13 protein-coding genes are annotated in these 17,019 nt (G+C 60.6%); 4 read left to right on the top strand and 9 right to left on the bottom strand.

Translation table 11 applies throughout. The features are described from left to right. Window positions 1-64: 64 nt before the first annotated feature. From O3675_RS07460 to dinB, 6 genes are all read right to left on the bottom strand, one after another. On the bottom strand, window positions 65-1,930 hold the full coding sequence (locus O3675_RS07460) for a penicillin-binding protein 2 (RefSeq protein ID WP_049345236.1): 1,866 nt from the start codon (window positions 1,928-1,930) through the stop codon (window positions 65-67). 62 nt (window positions 1,931-1,992) lie between these two features. Beyond that, window positions 1,993-2,991, bottom strand: coding sequence for a hypothetical protein (locus O3675_RS07455; RefSeq protein WP_049345237.1), 999 nt, complete (start codon window positions 2,989-2,991; stop codon window positions 1,993-1,995). 20 nt (window positions 2,992-3,011) lie between these two features. Beyond that, window positions 3,012-4,076 (bottom strand): 16S rRNA (cytosine(1402)-N(4))-methyltransferase RsmH, encoded by a 1,065-nt coding sequence (gene rsmH, locus O3675_RS07450; protein ID WP_070592910.1) that lies wholly within the window; start codon window positions 4,074-4,076, stop codon window positions 3,012-3,014. A gap of 104 nt (window positions 4,077-4,180) precedes the next feature. Beyond that, complete coding sequence (gene mraZ, locus O3675_RS07445; protein ID WP_005506565.1) at window positions 4,181-4,612, bottom strand: division/cell wall cluster transcriptional repressor MraZ; 432 nt, start codon at window positions 4,610-4,612, stop codon at window positions 4,181-4,183. 551 nt (window positions 4,613-5,163) lie between these two features. Next, a complete protein-coding gene (locus O3675_RS07440) occupies window positions 5,164-5,565 on the bottom strand; it encodes a DUF3040 domain-containing protein (protein WP_005506566.1) in 402 nt (133 codons plus the stop codon). 172 nt (window positions 5,566-5,737) lie between these two features. Then, window positions 5,738-7,132 carry a DNA polymerase IV gene (dinB, locus tag O3675_RS07435; RefSeq protein ID WP_371571818.1) on the bottom strand — a complete coding sequence of 465 codons (1,395 nt, stop codon included), beginning with the start codon at window positions 7,130-7,132 and terminating at the stop codon, window positions 5,738-5,740. Between the two features lie 185 nt (window positions 7,133-7,317). On the opposite strand from dinB, the gene O3675_RS07430 reads away from it, so the two are divergent. Beyond that, window positions 7,318-8,550 (top strand): polyprenyl synthetase family protein, encoded by a 1,233-nt coding sequence (locus O3675_RS07430; RefSeq protein WP_371571816.1) that lies wholly within the window; start codon window positions 7,318-7,320, stop codon window positions 8,548-8,550. 104 nt (window positions 8,551-8,654) lie between these two features. Here O3675_RS07430 and O3675_RS07425 read toward each other — a convergent pair whose 3' ends face one another. After that, a complete protein-coding gene (locus O3675_RS07425; protein ID WP_049337550.1) occupies window positions 8,655-9,023 on the bottom strand; it encodes an Rv2175c family DNA-binding protein in 369 nt (122 codons plus the stop codon). 249 nt (window positions 9,024-9,272) lie between these two features. On the opposite strand from O3675_RS07425, the gene O3675_RS07420 reads away from it, so the two are divergent. Further along, window positions 9,273-10,979, top strand: coding sequence for a serine/threonine-protein kinase (locus O3675_RS07420; protein ID WP_236146142.1), 1,707 nt, complete (start codon window positions 9,273-9,275; stop codon window positions 10,977-10,979). Window positions 10,980-11,114: 135 nt separating this feature from the next. Here O3675_RS07420 and O3675_RS07415 read toward each other — a convergent pair whose 3' ends face one another. Both O3675_RS07415 and O3675_RS07410 read right to left on the bottom strand, forming a co-directional pair. Next, window positions 11,115-12,479 carry a class II 3-deoxy-7-phosphoheptulonate synthase gene (locus O3675_RS07415; protein ID WP_314851791.1) on the bottom strand — a complete coding sequence of 455 codons (1,365 nt, stop codon included), beginning with the start codon at window positions 12,477-12,479 and terminating at the stop codon, window positions 11,115-11,117. Window positions 12,480-12,826: 347 nt separating this feature from the next. Next, entirely contained in the window at window positions 12,827-13,576 is a 750-nt protein-coding gene (locus tag O3675_RS07410; protein ID WP_049337546.1) for a 1-acyl-sn-glycerol-3-phosphate acyltransferase, read from the bottom strand. 225 nt (window positions 13,577-13,801) lie between these two features. Between O3675_RS07410 and O3675_RS07405 the strand changes: the two genes are divergently transcribed. Together O3675_RS07405 and O3675_RS07400 are read left to right on the top strand one after the other, a co-directional pair. Beyond that, entirely contained in the window at window positions 13,802-14,668 is an 867-nt protein-coding gene (locus tag O3675_RS07405; RefSeq protein WP_371571814.1) for an alpha/beta hydrolase, read from the top strand. 150 nt (window positions 14,669-14,818) lie between these two features. Further along, entirely contained in the window at window positions 14,819-16,978 is a 2,160-nt protein-coding gene (locus tag O3675_RS07400; protein WP_371571813.1) for an AMP-binding protein, read from the top strand. The last annotated feature ends 41 nt before the right edge of the window (window positions 16,979-17,019 follow it).

Here is a 17,019-nt window from a genome sequence, read left to right as displayed (position 1 = left end):
GGTGTTCAGTCCCGGGGCTTCTTCATCACGAATCAGCTACCGGGAACCTCTCCCCCGCTCGCCTTTAGCTCGTCTTATTGGGGCTATCCTCAGCAAAAAGCGGAATCAACTCCGGTTCACCGGTAGAACGCGGCACATTATAGGTGTGCAGGGTCTTCTCCATAATCTTGGAGAACTCAGCCGTCGTACCGTTCGCACCCACGCTACCCTCAGGACGCTGCATGGTCACCGCCACCAAGAACTGCGGGTTCTCAATCGGCGCCACACCAATAAAGGACGTCGTGTTGCCGTCGTAGCCGCCCTTCTCACTCGGAGTTTCCGCAGTACCGGTCTTACCGCCCACGCGGTAGCCGGTCACCTTCGCCGGACGGGCGTGGCCTTGCTCCACCACATTCTCCATGAGAGTCAGGCAGGAAGCGGCAGTCTCCTCGCTGACCATGCGTTCGCCAGGCTCTACGGCACGCTTATGTTCGGTACCGTCGGCGTCAATGATCGCGTCCACAATGCGCGGCTTCAGACGAACGCCCTTATTGCCCAGCGCCTGGAAAATCATGGCGGTCTGCAGCGGAGTCTGCGCAACACCCTGACCGAACAGCACAGTGTACTGCTGACGGCCATCCCAATCACGCCAATCAGCGATTATACCCTGCTCCTCACCGGTCAGCTCAATGCCGGTAAACTCGCCGACGCCGTACTTCTTCAACCAGTTGTAGCGCTCTTCCTTGCTGAGCTTCTGACCGACCAGCACCGTACCGGTGTTCATCGAGTCATGAATAATGCCCGAGAAAGTACGCCGCTGCGCCCCGTGCTCAAACGCATCCTTGAAAGTCTGGCCGTCAATCGTGAGGGTCGCGGGCACATCATACACACTAGTCGGAGTCGTCAGGCCCTGCTCAATCAGCGCCGAAGCAGTTAGCATCTTCTCGGTCGAACCGGGCTCCACGCTCTGCGAAATAGCGCGCGGGGTCATGTCCGCCGCGTCCTCAATGGTTGCCGCGCCCGGGTCCATCGTGGAGGAATCAGCAAGAGCCAAAATGGAGCCGTCACGCACATCCATAACAATGGCGGTACACCATTCAGCTTTCAGCTCCTCGGCGCGGGCACGCACCACCTGCTGCGCAAAATACTGCACATCACGGTTAATGGTTAGGCGAATATTCTTACCGTCCACCGCCAGGCGCTGCTCTTCCTTCGCTACGGGGATACGCACGCCATCAGCGCTAATCTCGTAGGTGCGCTCACCGGGGGTACCGGCAAGCTCCTTCTCAAAGACACGCTCAATGCCCACGGAGTAGTTACGGGACACCGTACCGCCCGTACCGTTGCCGTCTGCCTCTTCAACAATGTTGTACTTACCGACCACGGAACCGCCCACACTACCGTTGGGGTACAGGCGCTGAGAGAACGCCTCACCGTAGATGAAGGGCGCACCCAGGGCATCAATCTTATTGAAAATTTCCGGGGTGATATTTGCTTTGATCACCGAGTACTTTGAGGTGCCGTCCAGCTTGGACTTGATGAACTCGTCGGTAATGCCCGGGTCAACGGTCTTGAGAATATCGACCATCTCGTACACCAGCTGGTTGGGGGTGACCTCAACCTTCTGGGTGCGATCCTCGTTGTAGCGTTTGAAGGTCGCCACGGCGCTCTGGTCAGCAGTCAGGTTATAACGCTGCACAGTACGCGCCATGACGTTGCCGTTGATATCGAGAATCTGACCGCGCACAGCAGGCAGCACCTGGGAGCGCAAACGCTTCTGACGGGACGCATTCGCCACTGCACCGGGGTCAAAGCCCTGGCGGATAAACAGGTTCGCACCGATAACGCCCAGAGCGCAGGTGGCTGCGGCGCCTGCGACGAAGCCACGGCGGGTCAGATCCGGCTGACCGGATGCCGATTCGTTCGCGTTCTTACGCGCGTCGGAGCTCATGCGGTGGTCCTTTCGCTGGTCTAGTCTATCGGTGATGCTACGCATCCTGTGGTCAATATTGTTTATCGTGCAACCTGGCTTGCCGCGGGGCTAGCTGCGGGCTGCTGAGCGGCGCTCGGTGCGGCGGAAGCAGCCGGGCTAGCAGGGGCGCTATTCGCCGGTGCGGGGTTGGCCTGCTGAGCTGAGTTAGTTTGCTGAGCAGGGCTCGCCGAGGCGCTTGCAGATGCCTTAGCCGCCGCGCTCGCCTGGCCGTGGCGCTGCTGAACGGACTTGTCCGCGTCCACAATGCTCTTGGCGTAGCTTTCGTTCGAGCCAGCTGCCGGAGGCGAAATCAGATTCTCCTGCTTGTTTCCCTCAGCACCGGTCGGGCTTGCCACCGGGGCGGGGGTGCCCTCAATCGTGGAGGACTGCAGGTTCAGGGTCGCCTGCGAAGAGCTCACAAACATGCCCAGGGTACTGGCGCGTATCGCCAAATCCTGCGGGGCTTCCTTGAAACCAATCTCCTGCTGCAGCGCCTGGTTCTCCTGCACGAGGCGCTGTTCCTGCGCGCGCAAATCCACCATGTCGTACTGTCGGGTCACAATCAGCACGTTAAGCAGCAGAATAAAAATCAGGGTCAGCGGAATTGCCGCAAAAACAGCGAGCATGGTGGGCGGGCTGAGCTTACGGGCTCGGCGGCGCACAGTGGACAGCGGGTTACGCTGCTTGGGCTTCGTTTCGCGTGCTTCTTCGGTGCGTGCTGCCGCACGGACGCTCGAGGGAACACGGCTCGCGTTCGTTGAGGTGCGCTTACCACCGTGAGATGCGGCGGTGCTGACGGGGCGGACCACCGGCTGGGAGGCGGTGACCGGCTCCAGACGCGCGGTACGGGTGCGGCCGGAGTGGGCTCGGGTGGAGGTGCGGCTCGCCCCGGTAGAGCCGCCGGTAGAGCCAGTAGAGGATGCGCGGGTAGAGCCAACGGCGCCGGGGGTGCCGGCGGCAGGGCGCGAGGAACCGGCGCGTCGACTCCGCGGGGCGCCCTGGGTGCGGGTGGGGCGCTGGGATGCGTGCTGGGTGCTCACTCTTCTTCGCTTTCTGTCTTCTACTTGGCGGGGATGCGGATCTTCTCGGCGGCGCGCAGCTTGGCGCTGGCGGCGCGGGAGTTCTGTTCGATTTCCTCGTCGGTAGGCGGTTCGGCGCCGCGGGTAATGAATTTGACGGTGGGCTTGTGTTCTTCAAGCTCTACCGGGAAGCCCTTGGGTGCCTTGGAGGTTGCCTCCGCGGTCAGTGCTCTCTTGACGATTTTGTCTTCGAGGCTGTGGTAGCTCATGGCGACGAATCGACCACCGAGGTTGAGCGCCTCCAGGGCTGCCGGTACGGCGCGTTCGAGGGCTTCAAGCTCGTGGTTCACTTCGATGCGCAACGCCTGGAAGGTGCGCTTGGCGGGGTGGCCGCCGGTGCGCTGCGCGGCGACGGGCACAGCCTTCTGAATAATGCGTACGAGCTCACCGGTGGTTTCCAGGGGCGCGTTGGCGCGGGCGGTGCAGATGGCGCGGGCGATACGCGATGCGAACTTCTCTTCGCCCCAGTTGCGGATAATGCGGCGCAGCTGGTCTTCGCTGTATTCGTTGACAACAATACGGGCGGTGAGCTCATCTTCGGAGTTCATGCGCATGTCCAGGGGCGCGTCGTAGGAGTAGGCGAAGCCTCGGGTGCGTTCGTCCAGCTGCATGGAGGAGACGCCCAGGTCCATCAGGATGCCGTCGATGCCCTGCACGCCGGCGGTTTCCATGGCGCGGTCAATTTCGTCGTAGACGGCGTGGACGGGTACGAAGCGGTCACCGAAGCGTGCCAGGCGTTCGCCGGCAATGGCGTGCGCCTGCAGGTCGCGGTCAATACCGATGAGTACAAGGTTTTCGAAGCGTTCGAGCAGCGCCTCGGAGTGGCCACCCATACCGAGGGTGCCATCAATAACGTAGGCGGTGCCGCGCTCCTCAACGGCGCGTTCAATGCCGGGTGCCAGCAGGTTAATGCAGCGGTCCAGCATGACGGGCACGTGGCGTTCGCTGGCTTCACGCTGGGAGAGGTTCTCAATGGATGCGCCGGTGACCTTGGCGGCAGCGCCGGATGCGGTCGTACCGGTTTCGGGGGCGTGGTCTACGCTCATGGGTGCTCCTGTGAGAGTTTGTCCTGCGGGAAAGCTTACGGAAGAGTGGTGCGGTAGTGGTAGAGAGATGCCGGGCGGTAGCCATCGCACCGGCGGGGTGCCGACTAGAGTAGCGGGCTGAACGGGTCCTCGTCGAGGGCAGCGAATTCAGCTTCGGTGCGGGCGAGGTATTCCTCCCAGGCGGCTGCATCCCAGATTTCTGCGCGGGTACCGGATCCGATGACGACGAGGTTGTCGGTCAGTCCTGCGTATTGGCGCAGTATCGGCGGGATGGTGATGCGTCCCTGCTTGTCGGGCAGTTCGTCTGAGGCTCCGGAGAGGAAAACTCGCAGGAAGTCTCGGGCGGCTCGTCCGGGCAGGGGCGCGGTGCGCATCCGTTCGTGGATGCGTTCAAATTCTGCGGCGGGGAAAACGTACAGGCATCGTTCTTGACCGCGGGTCAGAACGAGGCCTGCAGAGAGTTCCTCACGGAATTTGGCGGGAAGGATGATGCGTCCTTTGGCGTCCATTCGTGGTGAGTAGGTACCTAAGAACATTCACTTCACCTCCCCGATGTGTGCCCCTGATGTGTGCCGATGTGCTGAAGCCTGCGGGGAGCGTGATTGCTCCATATTCCTGTAGGTGCCGACGGCGGGGTATGCCGGACCGGTGCCTCCGCCGCGTGTTTGAGGGCACGACGATAGGACTGACTTTCAGCTTTCCCCTCCACTTTACCCCACTTTCCACCACCCACCCCACCCGGCAGAGCATCTTTTAGTGTTTTTATGCTCTCTCCTGCATTTTTAACGCTGACGCACAGCTTCTACACAGCTTCGGGCGTGTCAGCTCAGCGTAATACCCTCAGCATGCCTGCCATACCCCGGCTCAAGTAAAGGCTCAATAACAGGGCAAGCTTCAGGAATCGGCGTGATTCGTCTACCAGCTTTCATAAAGCATCCACGCTTCACTATTTCAGGCATAGAAAAAGCGGAAGGTAAGAATTCTTACCTTCCGCTGGTGAAGTCTTGATGAAGTCTTGGGTCCCTAGAGAGTACGGATACTCGACTAAGGAAAAACTGCTGGGAAAAACTATTGTACCAAAGCAGTACTAGAACTGGCCGTTATTGCGTTCGTCCCAGCGGTCCTCCAGACGATTCATGAAGGAGGAACGCTCCTTCTGCTCACGCTGACGCACGCGAGCCGCGCCCTCTGCCTTACCGCCGAGGAAGGAATCTACCGGGGTCTTCTTGCTGGTGGTTGCGAAGTACACGCCACCTGCCGCGAAGAGGAAGCCGAAGACACCCAGCCAAATCATATTCGATGCAACCGCACCGATAATGATGCCCAGGCCGATAAGAACGAAGAGAATACCGAGAGCCAGGTGGCGAGCGCTAAAGACCGGCGCAGTATTGCCGGTTGAAGACATGGAGGAGGCAAAGTGCGGGTCCTCATTGCTCATGAGTTCTTCGAGCTGGTCCAGAACCTTCTGTTCACGCTCGGACAGTGCCATCGTTTTCTCCTTTGAGGTGTCGCTACTCAAGATGACGTCGGTATCAGCCGGGTTAGCTAGTGCATCAGCTGGAGCGGTGGGCGCTTCTTCCCGCTGTATGTTTCCGGTCGTATGTTTCCCATCGTACCGCGCGGGGTGGGGTTGGCGCATCCTTTTTTCGGACAGAAGCTCTTTATGACCTCTTTTCGTCAATGCTCTTCTCGGGCGCGGTAACTCCGGAGGCTGGCTTGAGGCTTTCCTGTGAGTACTTACGGTGAATCGCGTCCATGACGTGCTCAACCTCGGACCATCTGCCGCTCTTCACGAGGCGGGCACCAGACCCCGAGTGAGCGCCAGCTCCCGAGCGAGTACCGTTCTGCGGGCTATTGTCCACTCCCCCGCCACCTCGTTGTGCTGAGGCGGTTCTGGCGGAAGCGGTTCTGGTGGAGCGTGGGTTTGCCCCGCTCTCGATGGAGTCGAAGAGGGTTTGTTGCACCCCGTCTTCTGCGCGGGCGAGCTTTTCGGCGCGCACTCCGATGAGCCGCAGGGCGCGTGGCGCCTCCTGACCCACCAGAATTTCATCTGCTCGCAGGGCTTCCAACGCCAGGGAGGCAATCTGCATACCGGAGTCCACGGGCACGTTTAGTGGGATAGCGCGGGTGTGCGTTTCGAAGGTGCTGTAGCGAATTTTGAGGCTGAGCCCTCCGGCGAGTTTCCCGGCGGTGCGCAGGCGCTTTCCCAGTTTGAGACTCAGCTCCCGAATAGCAGCGCTCACCTCCTGGGCATCGGTCGTATCCGTCTCGAAGGTGTGCTCGCCACCCATGCTTTTCTCTTCACGTTCGGTGATTACGGGGCGTTCGTCAATGCCGCGCGCCATGGCCCAGAGGTGCTCGCCCTGGGCGGTACCGAAGCGTTCTTTGAGCCAGTCCAGGCTCATGGACCTCATCTGGGCGATGGTGTGAATACCGTATCGGGAGAGCTGCTCGGTACTCTTCGCACCCACTCCCCACAGGTCGGAGACTTTTCTCGGGTCAAGAAATTCTTGAACGCGCTCGGGTGGAATGACCCACAGCCCGTTCGGTTTACTACCGGTGGACGCCATTTTGGCAAGCAGTTTATTGGGCGCAACCCCCGCAGAGGAGGGCAGGGAGAGTTCCTGCGCGATGCGGTCGCGAGCGCGCTGCGCCAGGGCGACGGGATCGTGGCCGTGCAGATAGGCGCCGGTTAGGTCCACGAAGGCTTCATCCACACTAACCTGCTCAACGTAGGGACTCAGATTGTTCAGGATTGCCATGACGGCACGGGAGTAGTGCCGGTAGTCGCCACGCAGCGGCAGGACGGTGGCGTTGGGGCTGAGGTTCCGGGCGCGGCTAAGCGGCATGCCGGAGCGCACTCCGTGGGCGCGCGCCTCGTAGGAGGCGGAGCATACGACCGAGCGAGGACCCAGGGGCGCCACGATAATGGGTTCGCCGCGCAGAGCGGGGTTTTCGAGGAGTTCGACGTTGACGAAGAAGGCGTCCATGTCCAGGTGCATAATGACGCGGCCGCTCCTTGCGCCACTATTCTTGCCGGTTCGCGTCTGCCCCATGTCGCCTCCTCTCATCGCGATTCCGCCCACCTACCGAAAATATAGCACATTTCTACGAAAAATAGAGGCAATATATCGTAAACATATTCGCAAATGCGTTCTCTTGGGATTTTCTCCACTAAGCTAGAAGAAGTGCACACCGCACGGCATCAGGACCGTACATAGCGACCATCAGCGAGGATAGTATGACTCCCCCTTCTCCTTCCGGAGCACCCACTCCCCAGGCGACCGAGAGCCTCACCGTAGCGGCACCGAATATCCCGGCGGCTTCTGCGCATCTCGCTGAGCGTATTGCTGAAGAGCAGCGAGCCTACCTGCACGCTTTTGACACCCTCATGGCGGAGTTTTTTACCCGCCAGCGCGAGCTACTTGAGGGTATTTCTTCTGAGACTCTACCCTTGCTGGAGGCTATTGAGTCCCTCTCCACCGGCGGCAAGCGCCTGCGTGCCCTGCTGAGCTACTGGGGTTGGCGCGGTGCCGGCGGTGCACCCGTAACCGAGAACCGAGCGTCCTGGTCTATTGTGAAGGCCGGCATGGCGGTGGAGCTGTTCCAGACCTCCGCACTGATTCACGACGACATTATCGACCGCTCCGATACCCGCCGCGGCGCTCCCTCCGTGCACAAGCGTTTCGAGGCGGCGCACGAGCAGAATAGTTGGCGCGGTGATGCTTTCAACTACGGTCTGACCGGCGGTATTCTTGCCGGTGACCTGACCCTGGCGTGGTCTGCCGAGGTTTTCGCGTCCCTGGGTGAGGGAGCGATTTATGGCGCCCCTGCGCGCACTATTTTTGACCGGATGCGCACCGAAGTTCTGGCGGGTCAGTACCTGGACGTCTACTCCGAGGTTCTGGAAACCGAGGACGCTCAGGCGGCTCTGCAGCGTGCCCTGAACGTGATTCGTTTCAAGTCCGCCAAGTACTCGTGCGAGCACCCCTTCACGATTGGTGGCGCTCTGGCCCTGCAGGCTGCCGCGCTGGAGAGCGGTGCCGGTGCCGTGAGCGAGCAGCACCCGGTACTTGCCGGTTACCGTGCGTTCGGCCTGCCTCTGGGTGAGGGCTTCCAGCTGCGTGATGACGAGCTGGGTGTCTTCGGCCAGCCGGAGGTGACCGGCAAGCCCGCTGGCGATGACCTGCGTGAGGGTAAGCGTACCGTGCTGGTGGCGCTCACCTCCGCCGTCCTCGACGAGAAGGACGCGGCGCTTCTGCACAATAGCTTGGGCGACCCCGAGCTGAGCGATGAGCAGGTGGAGCGCATCCGCGAGCTGATGGTTTCTTCGGGTGCTTTCGCCAAGCATGAGCAGCTGATTGAGCAGAAGTCTCAGGCTGTGTTTGAGGCACTGGAGGCGATGAACCTGGACGAGCTGACGCATGCGGCACTGACCGATATTGTGGGCCGCGCGCTGCGTCGTAAGGCGTAGAAGTTCAACGCAGTTATAAACGTTAAACACGTTGAGGCGGCATACCGGAGTATGCCGCCTCAACGTATTGAGCTATCGTGCCGAGCCGATATCACCAAGCCAGATTACCAAGCCAGTGCCTGTGCACGGCGACGGATTTCAGTCTTACGACCGTCAATCAGTGCGTCGATGGGACGACCGGGCAGGGAATCATCATTGGTGTACAGCCACACGATGGCTTCTTCATCGCTGAAGCCGGAGTCCTTCAGGACAGCGAGGGTGCCCTTGAGGGATTCGAGAACTCGCGAACCGTTCAGGAACAGTGCGGGTACCTTGCGCACGTTGGTTTCCGGGTCGCGCAGCGCGATGAGCGTACCGTCAGAAATCAGGTTGTGTACGCGGGTCACCTTCAGGTCGAGGGCCTGCGCAATTTCGGGGATAGTTACCCACTCGCCGACGAGGGCGAAGGTCTGAGCAATATTTTCGTTAGTCACCTTTTAAGAGTGCCAGAGCCAGCACGTATTTACCACTTTTGACCCGCATCTGGCGCGGGAGCTCTACTGCGAACCTTTCCTTTTTACGCATTGCCGGCGGTTCTTGAGCTGGGTGCGGAGCCATCGGCACTTCTTAAGAATTCGCTGAGTGTTCACCTGCTCGGCTCCCTTTGGCATCGCTTCTGTCCAGGTGGGCGGGCTAAAATGAGGGAACGTATGAATACTCCCAGCCCACGCCGGACTTCTCCCGTGAACCCCCAAGCTTCCTCTTCTTCAAAGACTTCTATTCCTCCCGCCACTCGTCCCGCTGCCCCGGATACCGCTATTGGTTCTTCGCAGTGGCTCAGTGGCGCCATTATTGAGGGTCACTACCAGGTGGGTTCGCTTATTGGCCGCGGCGGCATGAGCGAGGTGTATTATGCGCTGGACCTGTGGTCGAATAACCCGGTTGCGCTCAAGGTTCTCTCCCCCGCTCTGGCTGAGGATGCAGCGAACCGTCAGAAGTTCCACCGTGAGGAGCGCTCGATGCGCCAGGTAGGTGGCGGCGGGCATACGGTGGGTGTGATTTCATCGGGTACCGAATATTTTTCGGGTCAGATGGTCATGTATATCGTGCTCGAGTACGTGCACGGTTGTACGCTGAGCCAGCTGCTACGTGTGCGTAATGCCCTCTCGCTGGGTGAGGCTCTGGATATCCTCATTCCGGTCGTGGAGGCGCTCTCGGAGGTTCATGCGAACCGCTACCTGCACGGCGATATTAAGCCGGGCAATATTCTTCTCGACGCTAACGGCCAGGTGAAGCTCACAGACTTCGGTCTCTCCCGCCGTGACGATCAGGTGGATGCGGGCGCCCCCATGGGCACCCCCGCCTACGTAGCGCCGGAGGTTCTTGATCCGAAGGTGAAGGTCGGAGCTCAAGCTGATATTTTTGCACTCGGCGTGATGATGTACCGCATGCTTTCAGGTCGTCTGCCCTTTGTGGGTCTGGAGAATGACCAGCAGGTGCTCTACCACAACGCCAATATTGAGATGCCCGCGCTGACCGATGTCGCGCCGGGTGCGGACCGCGACATTGCGGGGCTGATTTCGTGGTGTACCCGCAAGCAGCCGCACGCACGCCCGGAGGATGCGACCGAGCTGTTCACGGCTCTGCTGGAGATTTCTGAGTCGTTGGGTGAGTCTGAGCGTGCTTGGCGCGCCCCCTCGTGCCCGGAACCGGAGCTTCCCCTTTGGGAGGCCGTCGCCGATATTGCGGAGCGTAGCGGCGCCGCGCAGATGGTGCGTAACACCCCGATTAGCGCGTTTAGCGATGCCCGCGATCTGCTCGCCTACGATGTGTACTCCCCCGACAGCCTCGTGTACGATGCCTCGGCAGCGGGTCAGGGCGTGCACCTTGCCGACGTGGATGCTGAGGACTCCGTGCTGAACCGCCAGGGCATTCCGCCTCTGGTGAGTTCCGCCTCCGATAATGACGATTCTGACACTGATCAGGAGCAGGAGGGCTCAAAGGGCAAATCCGGTAAGCGTGGTCTGGGCTCATTCATGAGCCGCCGTACCGCCGCGACGAAGGGCCCGCTGACTCAGTCCGTTGGTATTGGCCCGCAGACGGAGCAGGAGTTCATCTCGGCTCATGGCGAGTACGCCCCAATCCATGCGGAGCGTTCGTTGAGTCCCTCCGGCACGCGTCGCTCGAAGTCTAAGGGGGCGGCGAGCGCGTCGGAGGCTTCACCGGCAGAGGAGGCCGCTTCTTCTCAGGAATCCGAGCAGTCTTCGCAGAAGGATCCTCGCCTACCCGCCAAGCAGTTTAGGACCCCGCCCTCCGGTATGGCGGTGGGCGGTTGGGCTCTGGCGCTGATTCTGTTGGGTATGGGGTCGAGCTTTACCGGTTGGTGGCTTGCGACCTCACTGGTGCAGTCGCAGTGGTGGCGCAATATTGAGGCGTTCCTGACCTTCTAGCACCCGCCGCGCCGTTTTTGTGCCGCGCGCAGGTTAAACGCACGTGCCCGGGTCTTCACTCAGTGTGAGTGAAGACCCGGGCATTGTCGCGTCTGCTACTCTCCGCCACCTATCGCGGCGAAAAGCGTGAGCGTTTTATGCGCGGTTCTTGAGGTACTCGGAGACCAGGAACGCGATTTCCAGGGACTGCGAGTGGTTCAGGCGCGGGTCGCACAGGGACTCGTAGCGGTCTGCCAGTGCTGCCTCGTCGATGGCGTCGGAGCCGCCCAGGCATTCGGTTACGTCGTCGCCGGTCATCTCTACGTGGATACCGCCGGGGAAGGTGCCCAGAGCCTCGTGCACCTCGAAGAAGCCGCGAACCTCGTCGAGCACGTCGTCGAAGCGGCGGGTCTTGTAGCCGGAGGGCACGGAGATGGTGTTGCCGTGCATCGGGTCGGTGACCCAGACGACCTTCGCGCCTTCAGCCTGCACGCCCTCAACGATTGCGGGCAGCTTCTCGCGGATGTTCTTTGCGCCCATGCGGGTGATGAAGGTCAGGCGGCCGGGTTCGCGGTTCGGGTCGAGCTTATCGATCAGTGCGAGTGCGTCCTCTGCGGTGGTGGTCGGGCCCAGCTTCACGCCGATGGGGTTGCGGACCTTGGAGAGGAAGTCCACGTGGGCGTCATCGATGCCGCGGGTGCGCTCGCCAATCCACAGGAAGTGTGCGGAGGTGTCGTAGGGCAGCTGGGTGCGCGAGTCGATGCGGGTGAGGGCACGCTCGTAGTCCATTACCAGGGCTTCGTGGCCGACGTACATGTCGGTGGTCTTGAGTGCTTCGAAGTTAACGCCGCAGGCTTCCATGAACTTGAGGGCGCGACCAATTTCGTTGGCGGTCTTCTCGTAGCGCTCATGCGCGGGGTTGGAGGTGAAGCCGCGGTTCCACTGGTGTACGGCGCGCAGGTCTGCGAAGCCGCCCTTGGTGAAGGCGCGAATCAGGTTCAGGGTGGAGGCGCTGGTGTGGTAGCCGCGCAGCATGCGCTTGGGGTCGTGCACGCGTGCTTCGGGGGTGAAGTCGAAGCCGTTGACAGTCTCACCGCGGAAGGAGGGCAGGGTGATGTCGCCGCGGGTTTCCATGTCTGCGGAGCGCGGCTTGGAGAACTGACCCGCCATGCGGCCCATCTTCACCACGGGCATGGACGCGCCGTAGGTGAGCACTGCGGACATCTGCAGGATGGTCTTAACGCGGCCGGAAATCTTGTCGGCGGTTGCGCCCGCGAAGGTTTCTGCACAGTCGCCGCCCTGCAGGAGGAATGCGCGGCCTTCGGCAACCTCGCCGAGTGCCTGACGCATGGCGTCGACTTCACCGGCGAAGACGAGCGGGGGCACCGAGTTCAGTTCGGCGATGGTGCTTTCAAAATCTTCGTGCTCGCTCCAGGTGGGCTGCTGGTCAATGTGCAGCTGACGCCAGGTGTCTAGGCCGTGGTCGGTGGCCTGCGAGGTGTTGAGGTTTTGATTGCTCATCTTCACTCCATCGGGATGGTCTTGTGCGTTTTCTGATTCAGCCGCGTTTCGGGTGCTCGGCGCGCCGTGTGTGGCGTGCCGACTTACGATTTTTCAGGCCGAATAGACCTAATTGTACTCTTGCTTGCTTCAACACCTAACCCTGCAGTCAGGTATATCTCACATGTTTAGATAGCGCCACCCGGTGTCGGCGATACGCGGGTTGATGAGCAGGGGTTTATGCGCTGGGGGTTTATGAGCACCGTTGCAGAGCCGCATACGAAAGGGCGGGATGCGGCATGTACCGCATCCCGCCCTCTGGCGTATGTGTGCACCCGGGGTGTTGTCTCAGGGTGCTGTCTCAATGTTTAGTGCTGCAGGTGTGCGACTGCCGCATCAGCGCTCATGTTTTTATCGGCCATGAGCTTCTTGACGCGGTCGGCGTACACGTCCACGTATTCCTGGCCGCTGAGGGCACGGATCTCAGAGCCAATACGGTCGGCGATTTCACGCTGAACGCGGTGGCTCAGGTCTGAGCCGTCGGTGTATTCCTCGAAGGTGAGAGGCTTGCCGATAATGGTACGCACCTGGATGGGCTTGCCGTCATGGCGCAGACGGATACGGTTCGAGCCGGAGGGCTGAATCAGGTCGGTACCGATCTGTCCGACGGGCACTACGGGCACGCCTGCTTCAACTGCGAGGCGAGCGACACCGACCTTGGGGCGGTAGCCGCGTCCGTCGGGGCTACGGGTGCCTTCGGGATAGATGCCGATGATGCCGCCGTCCTTGAGGACCTGCGCGCCGGCATTGAGGGATTCCTGGCTCTTCTGACCGCCGGAGCGGTCCATGGGCAGCTGACCGACGCCGCGGAAGAACGCCGCCATGGCACGGCCCTTCACGCCGGGGGTGGTGAAGTAGTCGCTCTTGGCGAGGAAGTTCACGGTGCGAGGCATGGCGAGAGGAATGAAAATGGAGTCACAGAACGCCAGGTGGTTGCTTGCGACAATGTAGGGACCCTCGGGCAGATTCTCAAGGCCCACCACGTCATGGTGGTACAGTCCCTGCAGCAGGGGGGAGCCAAGAATCTTGAGCGTTGAATAGAGGGCGGCGTTAGGCATGGGGTCTCCTCTCTGAATGTTCCCGGCTCAATTCTAGCGTGTCTGGAGAGGCGCGAGAGAACGCGCGATAATTAAAGAAAAGAGAACGATTTTTCTGCGCACCGGTGTATTGGGTGCGCTGGAGGCGATATACCAGCATCGGCGCTGTGCCCGCGGTAGCCGGTCGGGGTACGCTATAGAGCCTGCACCTGCGTTCATATTCGCGCAGGTTGGCTAAGGAGGACCATGAGCATTTTTGATAACTCGTTGGAGCCGCTCAAGCGGATGCGCCGCAAGGCTCGCGAGCGCAGGCTTCTAGCAACCCAAAATGTTAAGGACTCCCTGGCGCGTCGCCTCGAGGGCGACCAGGAAGCATTCGATCACTCCCCCGTTTCCTTTAGTCCTAACCCTGCGCAGCATTCTGTGGGTATTTTGCTGGTGCACGGTTTTACGGGTTCGCCGCACAGTATGCGCCCGTTGGCTCAGCGTTTCATGAAGCTCGGCTATGCGGTAGAGATGCCGTTGCTGACCGGTCACGGTACTCATTGGAAAGATTTGCGCGATAGCACCTATGAGCAGTGGCTAGCTTCTGCCGAGCAGGGGTACCGTCGCCTAGCCGATCAGGGTCTGCAGGTGGTGGTCATTGGCATGTCGATGGGTGGCACGGTGGCGACCCATCTGTCGGCGCGCCTGCCGGTGGCGGGTACGGTACTCATCAACCCCTATATGGTGGATGTGAACCCGATGATGCGCCACGCAGGTAAGGTCTCGAAGGTTCTGCCGGTGCTCAAGGCGATTGGTTCCGATATTGCGGTTCCGGGCGTGAGTGAGGGCGCGTATTCTATCGTTCCGACGGCGGCGGTGTATCAGCTGCATCTTTTGGGCGCTGAGACTCGTGCTCTGATTCCTCAGTTGAAGTCGCCGGTGCTGTATTTGCGTTCACTGGGCGATCATACTGTGTCGGATAGCTCCCATAGATATTTTCTCGAACATTGTTCAGTTCCTGTAGAATTTAGGTGGCTGACCCGCAGCTACCATGTGGCAACCCTGGACTATGACGCAGAGTATCTGCTCTCCACCATCCAAGATTTTGTCGCATCCCTAAACCACTAATTCTGCGGCTCCGCTCGCTACAACTGGCGCAAGCATCACCCGCCGTAGCGAGTAGAACAACAGATAGATATTACGGCTCCTTGGGCCATCGAGGGCACCCCTCGGTACCGGATTCGCCACGGGTCCACGCCCTGATTTGAAAGGCGCATTATGAAAGTCTTCTCCACTCCCGCTGAGGTTATTGTCGACCCCTCACTGAATCTGACAAGTATTGTTGAGCGCCATCGTGCCGATAGCTCCAATCCGGTGCTGTACCGCCGTCAGATGTCTCCGGGTAACTGGCAGCCGGTTCGCGCCCAGCAGTTCCACCAGATGGTGACCGACCTGGCTAAGGGCATGATTGCCGCGGGTATCCGCCCGGGTGACCGTGTGGGCATTATGAGCCGCACCCGTTTTGAGTGGACTGTCATTGACTTCGCGATTTGGTACGCGGGCGCCATCTCCGTGCCGGTGTACGAGACGAACGCTGCCGCCCAGGCGGCGTGGGCACTGTCCCATTCTGAGGCTGTCGCTATCTTTGTCGAGGATGAGAAGCTCCTGAATCGTGTGGCTGAGGCTGAGGAGTTCGCCTCCACGACTGAGGAACCCATGCAGTTGAAGCACCGCTGGGTCATTGAGAACGGCGACCTTGATACCCTCAGCGCTCGCGCGTCCGAGGTGAGCGATGAGCAGCTGGAGCAGGTACGTTCCGCTGCCGGCTGTGATGACATCGCGACCATTGTGTACACCTCCGGCACGACCGGTCGCCCCAAGGGTTGCGCGCTGACTCATGGCCACTTCCTGAACCTGAGCGCGAACACTAAGTTTGCAGAGCCCGAGATTGCGAACCCCCGCAACTCCTCTATTCTTTTCTTGCCGCTGGCGCACGTTCTGGCGCGCCTGATTCAGGTTCTGGCGCTGGACGCCGGTCTGGTTATCGGTCACTCTCCCAATATCAAGAACCTGGCGGCTGACTTGGATAGCTTCAAGCCGACCATGCTGCTGGTGGTGCCCCGCGTCTTTGAGAAGGTGTACGAGGGTGCCATGGCGAAGGCTGCTAAGGGTGGCAAGTTCAATAAGGCTCTCTTTGAGCGTTCCACCGATATTGCGGTGCGCTGGTCGCAGGCGAAGGTTGAGGGTCGCGTGCCCGTCAAGCTGGCGGCGCAGTACGCTCTGTACGACAAGCTGGTCTACTCGAAGCTGCGTGCGGCTCTGGGCGGCGAGCTGCGTTACGCGGTTTCCGGCGGTGGCCCCCTCGGCGAGCGCCTGGCGCACTTCTTCCACGCGGTGGGTGTGCAGGTGGTTGAGGGTTACGGCCTGACCGAGACCTGCGCCCCGATTGCGGCTGGCCGCATCAACCCGTACCAGATTGGCATGATCGGCCCGCTCATCCCCGGTTCCGAAGGCTATATTGCTGAGGACGGCGAGCTTCTGGTTCGTGGCGTGGGCGTGATTAGCAGCTACTACAAGAACCCTGAAGAGGACGCTCAGGCGTTCACTGAGGACGGCTGGTTCCGTACCGGTGACCTGGCTCGTTTCGATGAGCGCGGCTACCTGAAGATTGTGGGCCGCAAGAAGGAAATCATTGTCACCGCCGGCGGTAAGAACGTGATTCCGGGTATTGCGGAGACTCATCTGCGTACCTCTCCCCTGGTTTCTCAGGCGATGTTGGTTGGCGATGAGAAGCCGTTCGTTGCGGCTCTGGTGACCCTGGATCCGGATACCCTACCCGAGCAGTTGGAGCACCTGGGTCTGCCCCGTTCACTCTCCATCCCGGAGGCTGCTGTTCACCCGGCGGTTCGTGCCGCAATTCAGAAGCTCGTGGACGAGGCGAACCAGCTGGTTTCCCGCGCCGAGGGTATTCGCGAGTTCCGCATCATGAACCGTGATCTGACCGAGGCGGACGGCTACCTGACTCCTTCGCAGAAGCTGCGCCGCGCGAAGATTCTGCAGGACTTCTCCTCCTACGTGGATGAGATGTACGGCAAGGTTTCTGATAGCACGTCGGATTCTTTGGCTCGTCTGCAGGAGTACGCGGCGGAGCAGTCTGAGAAGTTCGCTGAGCTGCGTGAGCAGGCTGCGGAGCGTCTGCACGAGTACGCGGATCACCAGGCGGAGCGTCTTGCCGAGCTGCGTGAGCAGGCGGCTGAGAAGTTTGAGGAGCTGCGTGAGCAGACCGCTGAAATGATGCAGAAGCCTCAGGAAGAGAAGGCTAAGGACGACGCCAAGAAGTCCGAGAAGGCAGAAAAGCCAGAAAAGGCTGAAGGTTCTTCTGCTGAAGCTCCTGCAGAGAAGGCAGAAGCTAAGAAGGCAGAAGGCGACAACTCCTAAATAGCTCTGGCTACCATCAGCGAGAGGAGGGGGTCGTACCG

Source organism: Rothia sp. 27098_8_27 (assembly GCF_041432805.1).
Lineage (GTDB): Bacteria > Actinomycetota > Actinomycetes > Actinomycetales > Micrococcaceae > Rothia > Rothia mucilaginosa.
Note: the sequence above shows the minus strand (reverse complement) of the source record. Positions and strands in the feature narration are given on the sequence as shown.